Source organism: Candidatus Eisenbacteria bacterium (genome assembly GCA_016235265.1).
Classification (GTDB): Bacteria; Eisenbacteria; RBG-16-71-46; order RBG-16-71-46; family JACRLI01; genus JACRLI01.
Genome location: JACRLI010000024.1, coordinates 98,950 through 107,552 on the forward strand (window position 1 = coordinate 98,950; position 8,603 = coordinate 107,552).

6 protein-coding genes and 1 tRNA gene are annotated in these 8,603 nt (G+C 68.5%); 5 read left to right on the top strand and 2 right to left on the bottom strand.

The window, feature by feature from the left end; all coding sequences use genetic code 11:
- Window positions 1-3 precede the first annotated feature (3 nt).
- On the bottom strand, window positions 4-1,464 hold the full coding sequence (gene guaB / locus HZB25_13650) for an IMP dehydrogenase (GenBank protein MBI5838279.1): 1,461 nt from the start codon (window positions 1,462-1,464) through the stop codon (window positions 4-6).
- 28 nt (window positions 1,465-1,492) lie between these two features.
- Window positions 1,493-2,515, bottom strand: a complete 1,023-nt coding sequence (locus tag HZB25_13655; protein MBI5838280.1) for an outer membrane beta-barrel protein — start codon at window positions 2,513-2,515, stop codon at window positions 1,493-1,495.
- Between the two features lie 769 nt (window positions 2,516-3,284).
- Here HZB25_13655 and HZB25_13660 point away from each other — a divergent pair.
- The 5 genes from HZB25_13660 to HZB25_13680 all read left to right on the top strand — a co-directional run.
- Window positions 3,285-3,632 (top strand): transposase, encoded by a 348-nt coding sequence (locus HZB25_13660; protein ID MBI5838281.1) that lies wholly within the window; start codon window positions 3,285-3,287, stop codon window positions 3,630-3,632.
- Between the two features lie 82 nt (window positions 3,633-3,714).
- Window positions 3,715-3,790, top strand: a tRNA-Met gene (locus HZB25_13665).
- Window positions 3,791-3,883: 93 nt separating this feature from the next.
- Window positions 3,884-5,284, top strand: coding sequence for a tRNA lysidine(34) synthetase TilS (gene tilS / locus HZB25_13670; protein MBI5838282.1), 1,401 nt, complete (start codon window positions 3,884-3,886; stop codon window positions 5,282-5,284).
- Between the two features lie 22 nt (window positions 5,285-5,306).
- Entirely contained in the window at window positions 5,307-5,810 is a 504-nt protein-coding gene (gene hpt / locus HZB25_13675; GenBank protein ID MBI5838283.1) for a hypoxanthine phosphoribosyltransferase, read from the top strand.
- A 20-nt stretch (window positions 5,811-5,830) separates the two neighbouring features.
- The coding region (locus HZB25_13680) for an ATP-dependent metallopeptidase FtsH/Yme1/Tma family protein (GenBank protein MBI5838284.1) at window positions 5,831-8,603 on the top strand (2,773 nt) is incomplete at its 3' end.

The following is an 8,603-nucleotide window of genomic DNA, read 5'->3' on the forward strand; positions in this document are numbered from 1 at the left end:
ATTCTACTTCCCGTAGTTCGGCGCTTCCTTGGTGATGGCCACGTCGTGCGGGTGGCTCTCGCGCAGGCCGGCGTGGGTCACGCGCACCATGCGCGTCCTGGTGCGCAGCGCCTCGATGTTGCGGACCCCCGCGTACCCCATGCCCGCGCGCAGCCCGCCGACCATCTGGAACACCACCTGCGACACCGGGCCCTTGAACGGCACGCGCCCCTCCACCCCCTCCGCGACCAGCTTGTTGACCTCCTGCACGCCCTCCTGGAAGTAGCGATCGCCCCCGCCGCGGGACATCGCCCCCAGCGAGCCCATCCCCCGGTACACCTTGTAGGAGCGGCCCTCCATCAGCACCGTCTCGCCGGGGCTCTCCGTGGTGCCCGCCAGCATGCTGCCCAGCATCACCGTGCTGGCACCGGCGGCGAGCGCCTTCACCACGTCGCCGGAGTAGCGCACGCCGCCGTCCGCGATCACCGGCACGCCCTTCTTCTCCGCCTCCTTCACGCATTCCATCACCGCGGTCACCTGTGGCACGCCGATGCCCGCCACCACGCGCGTGGTGCAGATGGAACCCGGCCCCATGCCCACCTTGACCGCGTCCGCCCCGAGCGCCACCAGGTCGCGCGCCGCCTCGGCGGTGGCCACGTTGCCCGCCACCAGGTCCACGTCGGGGAACTGCTCGCGCAGCTTCCCGGCCGCGCGCATCACGTTCTCCGAGTGGCCGTGGGCGCTGTCCACCACCAGCACGTCCACGCCATGGCGCACCAGCTCGGCGGCCCGCTCCAGGTAGTCGCCACTGGAGCCCACCGCGGCTCCCACGCGCAGCCGGCCGCGCGAGTCCTTGGCGGAATGCGGGTACTCGATGCGCTTCTGGATGTCCTTCACGGTGATCAGGCCCTTGAGCAGGCCCTGCGCGTCCACCACCGGCAGCTTCTCGATGCGGTGCCGGTGGAGGATGCGCCGCGCGTCCTCCAGGGTGGTGCCCACCGGGGCGGTGACGAGGTTCTCCTTCGTCATCACGTCGGCGATGAGCTGGGAGTCGTCGTCCACGAAGCGCAGGTCGCGATTGGTGAGGATGCCGATGAGCCGGCGGTGGGTGTCGGTGATGGGCACGCCGGAGATCTTGTAGCGGGCCATCAGGGCCTGCGCGTCGCGGATGCGCATGTCCGGGCCCAGGGTGATGGGCTCGGCGATCATGCCGCTCTCGGACCGCTTGACCTTGTCCACCTCGCCGGCCTGCTCGGCCAGGCCCAGGTTCTTGTGGATGATCCCCAGGCCGCCCTCGCGCGCCATGGCGATGGCCAGCTGCGCCTCGGTGACGGTGTCCATGGCCGAAGAAACCAGCGGGATGTTCAGCGGCACGCGACGGGAAAAAAGAGTGGTGGTGTCCACGTCGCGCGGATGCACATCCGAGCGCGCGGGCACCACCAGCACGTCATCGAAGGTGAGAGCCTCGGGACCGATGCGTTCCATCGCGCTCACGGCTCTCCCTCCTGGGGGGTCACTTCTTGCCCGAGGTCGTGTCCGTCGGGGCCGGCGCTGCCGGCGGCGGAACGGCCGGCGGCGGCGGCGCGACGGCGGGAGCCGGCGCGGGCGCGGGCTCCGAACCGGGTGGTGGAGCCGGAGTGGCCGCGGGCGTCGTGGCGGGCGGGGCCGCCGGAGTCGGCGCCGGCGCGACGGCGGGCTTCGCCGTTCCGGTGGCCGTCTCATCCACCGCGTCGGGCGCGATCTGGATCTGCTCGCGCTGCACGCCGGGGCGGGGGGTGCCCTTCACCGGGCCCAGAGCGGAGGAATCCACCTTGGCCGGGGCGCCCGGGCCGGGGCCGCTGCGGCGCGCTCCCCCGGCGACCGAGAAGTAGTAGTTGAATCCCGCGCGCAGCTCGACGAGGTTCACCGCGCCCACGAAGCGTTTCGAGAAGTCGGTGTTGAACGTCTTGGTGTCGTTGGAGGCGACGTGGTGCCAGCCGAGCTCCAGCGTCATGCTGGAGTTGTCGCGCCAGAAGTACTCGTGGCCCAGGTTCAGCCCGAAGCCGAAGTAGGTCTTGTCCATGTCCTGCGAGGCCTGCGTGTCGCGCACCACCTTGCGCACGCCGAACGGCGCGTTGGACACGTACTCCCAGCGGTACAGCCCCACCTGGGCGCCCAGGTACGGCCGGTGCGCGCGGTAGTCCGCCCCGAAGGAGTACAGGAGGCCGACCTCGAGGGGGGTGATGACCAGGAGCGTGTCCATCGTCTGCTTGGTGCCCGGGTCGTAGGCGCCCTTGTAAGAGTTCCACGCGTAGCCGGCGGACGCCACCATGCTCCAGTGGTTGTTGAGCAGGTAGCGGGTGGTGCCGCGGATGCCCAGCCGCGCGCGCGCGTCGCTGGCTGCGTCGCCCGCGAACAGGCTGGGCACGCTGCCCTGCATGAATGCCGGGCCCATGCTCAAGCCCATCGAGGCCATGCCCTGGCGGTCCAGCGCCGAAGACACCCCGGGAATCCCCACCATCACGAGAAGTACGAGCCCCACGGCCAACCGCCGCATCGCGGTCTCCTTTCGAAGTACAAAAAATCCCTGCCGGCGACATAGCACAGCTTCATCGCCGGAGGGGTAGGCGGATATCCATGCCGATGCGGGGATTATAGGAACCGGGGCGTGCGGGTGTCAATCCGGCGCAGAGCGGCCGGGCCCACGGCAGGGCACGCCCGGGAAGCCGCCCCGGAAGGGTCGGATGGGACTCGATAAACGATTACAGAGAAATGACTTAGTTAGCCCGACCGATCCCGGTTCGGCGCGCCGGGCGGGGCCTGTCGGACGGGGCACCCTTCCGAACCGGGGCACCCCGGGAACCCGCCACCAGGGCCGGTGTATTACCCGGTAAGCACGCTGCGGGCGGCCTGGTCCGGCCGGGAACGGGCGCCCGCAGCGGGCTGAGCGAGTCACCTCCGTCCGCCAGGAGCCGGTTGCGAGTCCGGTTCCGGCAACCCGAAGTCCTCCTTATCGTCCCGAAGCAGGGCGGCCCGTCCAGGCACGGACGGGCCGTTCCTGTGTCCGGGCGGCTCCCGCGAGTACAACGACGGCGCGGTTTCGACACCCGGAATGGAAGTACAGAACGGGTTGCCATTCGCGTGGATTTGTAATATACGTCAGATCATCATGCCCCCAGTTCCACCCCGGATTCGGCTGCGTTGTGCCCCCCGCCGAATGGAACCCGTCGCCGCAGGTATTCCGGCAGGCGAGTATTGATACGTACGAAACGTGGACCGCCCTGTCCCGGGCGGGCCCGGATTCGTCCCGCACGAAGGAGGAAGTCTTGGCGAAGCAGAAGCGCAAGCAGTATACGCAGCAGCAGCGCGATCAGATCCTGGCTGCCGCGAAGAGCCAGAAGCTCACGGCGAAGCAGGTCCAGAAGAAGTTCGGCGTGACCATGGTCACCTACTACCTGTGGCGCCGGAAGGCCGGCCTCACCCGCACGCGCGGCATGGGCAGGGTGGCCATGGGCAAGCTCGGGCCGTCGCAGTCGGGCCTCACGCAGCTGGTGCGCCAGACGGTCCGCGAACGGATCCAGCGCGAGCTGCCGACCATCGTTCGCGACGAAGTGCAGAGCTACCTGAACAAGCTGCTGGCCAAGGCCCCGGGGCACGGCACGCGCAGGGCGTAGCGAACGGCCGCCGGTCGGGTTGACCGGAAAGCGCCGAAAACGCTACTCTATGCGTCTGTCCGGGCGCTTTCGGGCGCCCGTCGGCGGCGTAGCTCAGCTGGTAGAGCAGGAGAATCATAATCTCTTTGTCCGGGGTTCGAGTCCCTGCGCCGCCACCATCAACTTGAGCTGGCCCGTGTCGCGCGACGCGATGCGGGCCAGTGTCATTGCGGGGTCGGAGGTTTCATGCCGGTCGTGAAAGAGGCCGTCCCGTGCCAGTCGTAAAGCTCCGCCGCGCCCTCGCGGCCCTTCCGCTGGAGGGCGGCGAGTCCTGGGTGGTGGCCGTCTCGGGCGGGGCCGACTCGGTATTCCTGTTGCGGGCCCTGCACCTCCTGGCCCCCGACTTCCGGCTGCACCTCGCGGTGGCCCACCTGGACCACGGCCTGCGCGGCGAGGACTCGCGCGCGGACGCCCGGTCGGTGGCGGCGCTGGCCGCGGAACTGGGGACCGCCTTCCGCCTCAAGACGCTCCCGGCGGGGGCGCTGGACCTGCCCGGCCGCTCCCCCGAGGAGGCCGCCCGCGAGGCCCGCCACGGCTTCCTGGAATCCGTCCGCGCCGAGTTGGGCGCCCGGCGGATCGCACTGGCACACCACGCGGACGACCAATCCGAGACGATCCTCTGGAACTTCCTGCGCGGCACCGGGCCCGCCGGGCTTGCCGGCATGCGACGGGTCTCCGCCGATGGCCGGCTGGTCCGGCCGCTTCTGGACATCCCGCGCGAGGAGATCCGCGCCGGCATGGCCGCCCGGGGCTGGGACTTCCGCGAGGACCTCACCAACCTCGACACCTCCCGGCCCAGGAACCTGCTGCGCCACCGCGTCCTGCCGATGCTGGAATCCGAGGTGAATCCGGGCCTGCGGGCATCGCTGGCCGGGGGGGCCGACATCTTCCGCTCGTGGGTGGAGCTGGTGTCGGAAATGGCCGAAAAGGCCATGAAAGAGGCGCTTCTCGAGCCCGGGGACACCATTTTGACCCTTGATTGCGCCCCCCTCATGGCCTACCCTGAGGCTGTCAGGAAGTTTGCTCTCGGCAAGGCCTTGGAGGGGTTCGAGGGTCCCGGAGGGTGGACCCGCGCTCATCTCGCTGCGCTCGACCACCTCCTGGCATCGAAAGATTCAGGGGGCAGGCGGGTGAGCCTCCCCGGCAATCTCGAGGCGGCCCGCGAACGGGATCGCCTCGTTGTGTATCCGTCGGAGGCCGATCCCCCGTTCGAGTCCTTCGACCTGGCGGTGCCCGGCGAGCTCGTCCTGCCGGACGGAAGCCGGATCACTGCCCGCAGGGCCGGGCCGCACGACGTGCCGGCCGGAGCCGGGCCGGAGCCCGGGCGGGTGTGGATCAACGCCGCGGCGCTGCGGGGTCCCCTGCGGGTGCGCCGCCGCCGTCCGGGGGACCGCTTCGAACCGTGGGGCCTGGGCTCGGACACCAAGCTCAAGGACTTCCTGATCGGGGCCCGCGTCCCGCGAAGGCTGCGGCGCCGGTTGTGGCTGTTGAGCGACTCGGAGCACATCCTGTGGGTTCTTCGCCTGCGTCCCAGCGAACGGCTGCGCCTCGGCGCCAACGCGGAGGAAGTGATTGAAGTTCGACTTGAGCCGCCCCACTTCCACGGAGAATGAGAAGCTGGCCGGAATCGAAGTGATGTTCTCGGCGGAGCAGATTTCCGCCCGCGTGGCCGAGATGGGCCGCCAGATCGGGGCGGACTACGGGGACCGCTGCCCGCTGCTGGTCGCGGTGCTCAAGGGCGCGTACGTGATGATGAGCGATCTCTCGCGCGCCATCCCGGTCACCCACGAGGTGGACTTCCTGCAGGCCGCCAGCCACGGTGGCAAGACTGAGTCCTCGGGGCAGGTGAAGCTGGTCTTCGACGGCCGGACCGATCTGCGCGGCCGCCACGTGTTGCTGGTCGAGGGCGTGGTGGACTCCGGGCTGACCCTCAGTTTCCTCATCGACCAGCTGAAGAAGCGCGAGCCCGCCAGCGTCAAGGTCGCCACGCTGCTGGACAAGGCTCCCTGCCGGAAGATCGAGGTCCCCCTCGACTATGTCGGCTTCCGCATCGGCGACGAGTTCGTGATCGGGTACGGGATGGACGTCGCGGAGCGCTATCGCAACCTCCCCTTCGTCGGCATCTACACGGGCGCTTGACCCTCACCAGGAATTCGACCATGAAGAGTCCCATGTTCCACCGGTCCGGCGGCGACGGCCCACGCCGTTCGCCGCGCCCCCAGGGCGGCCCGTCACGGAAGTCCTCCGGGCCCATCGGCTCCTTCCCGCTGAAGAACCTGGCGCTGTGGGTGCTGCTGATCCTCATCGCGCTGTTGTTCATGATCGAGATGTCCGAGAAGCGCAACGCGCGCGAGGAGATCAGCTACAACACGTTCCTGGAGCAGATCGACTCGCGGAACCTCAAGTCGGTCACCTTCCTGGAGCGCAAGGTGACGGGCGAGCTGAAGACCGAGACCAGCCTGGAGGTCAACGGCCGCGCCGTGCCCGTGAAGCAGTTCGAGGCGCTGCTGCCCACCGACAATCCGCAGCTCCCGCAGCAGATCCACGAGAAGGACAAGACCGTCCAGATCCACGGCCGCAAGGAGGGCTCGATCTGGCCGACGCTGCTCACGTACTGGCTGCCGGCGATCATGATCATCGTGTTCTGGCTGTTCGTGCTGCGCCAGATGCAGGCGGGCGGCTCCACCGCGATGAAGTTCGGCAAGAGCAAGGCCAAGCTCCTGATCGAGAACCACCCCAAGGTCACGTTCAAGGACGTGGCCGGCTGCGACGAGGCCAAGGCGGAGCTCGAGGAAGTGATCGAGTTCCTCAAGGAGCCGCAGAAATTCCAGCGCCTGGGCGGGCGCATCCCGCGCGGAGCGCTGCTGCTCGGGCCTCCGGGTACCGGCAAGACGCTGCTCGCCAAGGCCGTCGCGGGCGAGGCGGGGGTACCGTTCTTCAGCATGAGCGGGTCGGATTTTGTGGAGATGTTTGTCGGGGTTGGGGCGTCCGTGACCGGCGACACGCCGGTGCTGGTGCGTCGCGACGGCGCCACCCGCCTGATGCCCATCGCCGAGTTCGTGGACGGGTTCTACGCCGACGGCGAGGCCGATCGCGTGGTGCCGGTCGAGGGCGCGCAGACGCTGGGCTTCCGGGAGAAGGACTCCAAGTTCAAGGGCGGCTCCAAGACATTCGTGGACGGCAGCGCGTGGGTGAGCATGCGCGGCGTGTACCGCCACCGCGTGAGCGAGATCTGCGAGATCCGCTACCTGGGCGGGGTGCTGCGCACCACCGCCGACCACAGCGTGTTCGTGCGCACCCGCGACGGCATCAAGCCCGTCGCCGCGCGCGACCTGAAACCGGGCGCGATCCTGGTGAACCTGCCGTTCAAGGTCCGCGGCGCCTGCTCGAAGGAACTGGGCACGCCGCACACGGTGCGTTCGCACGCGTTCCAGGTTTCGGGTTCATCCGACGAGGCCGCCGCCGAGGCACCGGTGCTCCGTCTCCCGCTCCAGGAAATCGACGCCGAGACCCTGGCCAACTACCGCTACGCGGTGGCCCAGCGGGGCGCACAGCCGCAGGCCGCCATCGCGGCCCAGATCGGCGTATCCCAGATGACGGTGAGCAACTGGCAGCGCGGACGTCACCTGCCGCAGGCCATCACGCCCGATCTCGTGGATGTGGACCTGCCGGATGATGTGGAACTCAGCAACGACCTGCTGCGCGTGCTGGGCTACTACACCGCCGAAGGCCGGGTGAATGGCTGCGTGGAGTTCACGTTCGGCTCCCACGAGACCGACCTCCACGCGGACTGCATCGAGGTCATGGAGCGGTTGTTCGGCGTGAAGGCCAAGGTGCGCCCCACCGACGACAACTCCACCAAGATCACCTTCCACTCCGCGCCCCTGGGCCGCTTCTTCGAGAAGCACTGCGGCACCGGCTCGCGCGCCAAGCGCGTCCCCGAGTTCCTGTGGGACCTGCCGCGCGAGCAATTCGAGGCCTATCTCACCGGGTACGCCCTGGGCGACGGCTACACCACCAAGGAAGGCAAGCTCAGCATGACCTCGGTGAGCCACCGGCTCATCCAGGAACTGACCTGGCTGTGCGCGATGCACGGGATCAAGGCGGGCGTCGACATCCGCGACCAGGGCAAGCGGCCCATCGTTCGCGAGGTCTTGACGCTTCCCTACGAAGGCTATGTCTACGACCTGTGCGGCTGCGAGCACGAGGCCTTCTTCGGCGGCGAGAAGCCGATGCTGCTGCACAACAGCCGCGTGCGAGATCTGTTCGACCAGGGGAAGAAGAATGCCCCGTGCATCACCGGCGACTCGGTCATCACACTCAGCGACGGGCGGCAGGTCACGATCGGCGAGATGTTCGAACGTCAGGTCGTAGGTGTGCGCGTCCCTGCGATGACCGACGATTTTCGTCTTGAAGACGCGACGGTGATCGGGATCACGCGCAAGCCGTGCACGGACCTGCTTCGCATTACGACCGGCGCGAGTTCGATTCGCGCGACGGGGAATCACTTGTTTCCGGTGCTCCGCGGCGCGGGGATGGAGTGGGTGCGGGCGGATCGTCTGAGCGAGGCAGACCAGATCGCGATGCCGAAGGGGACGATGGAGCCGGGAAGTTCCCGTCCAACCAGCCCGCGCTTCGATTGCGAGCTCGAAGGTGGAGTCGCGACGCTTCCGTTGATCGCCTCCGCCCTGGAGAGCCCGGACATCCTCTGGTCCAAGATTCGCAAGATCGAGCGCGTCGAGCCCGTGGACTACGTGTACGACCTGTGCCTCGACAAGCACCACTGTTTCGTGGCCAACAATATGGTCGTCCACAATTGCATCATCTTCATCGACGAGATCGACGCCGTGGGCCGCCACCGCGGCGCGGGCCTGGGCGGCGGGCACGACGAGCGCGAGCAGACTCTGAACCAGCTGCTGGTGGAGATGGACA

What these genes read in the sequence shown, in the direction of transcription:
- guaB (MBI5838279.1), bottom strand. Translation starts at nt 1,464, where the DNA reads ATGGAACGCATCGGTCCCGAGGCTCTCACCTTCGATGACGTGCTGGTG.
- hpt (MBI5838283.1), top strand. Translation starts at nt 5,307, where the DNA reads ATGTTCTCGGCGGAGCAGATTTCCGCCCGCGTGGCCGAGATGGGCCGC.
- HZB25_13655 (MBI5838280.1), bottom strand. Translation starts at nt 2,515, where the DNA reads ATGCGGCGGTTGGCCGTGGGGCTCGTACTTCTCGTGATGGTGGGGATT.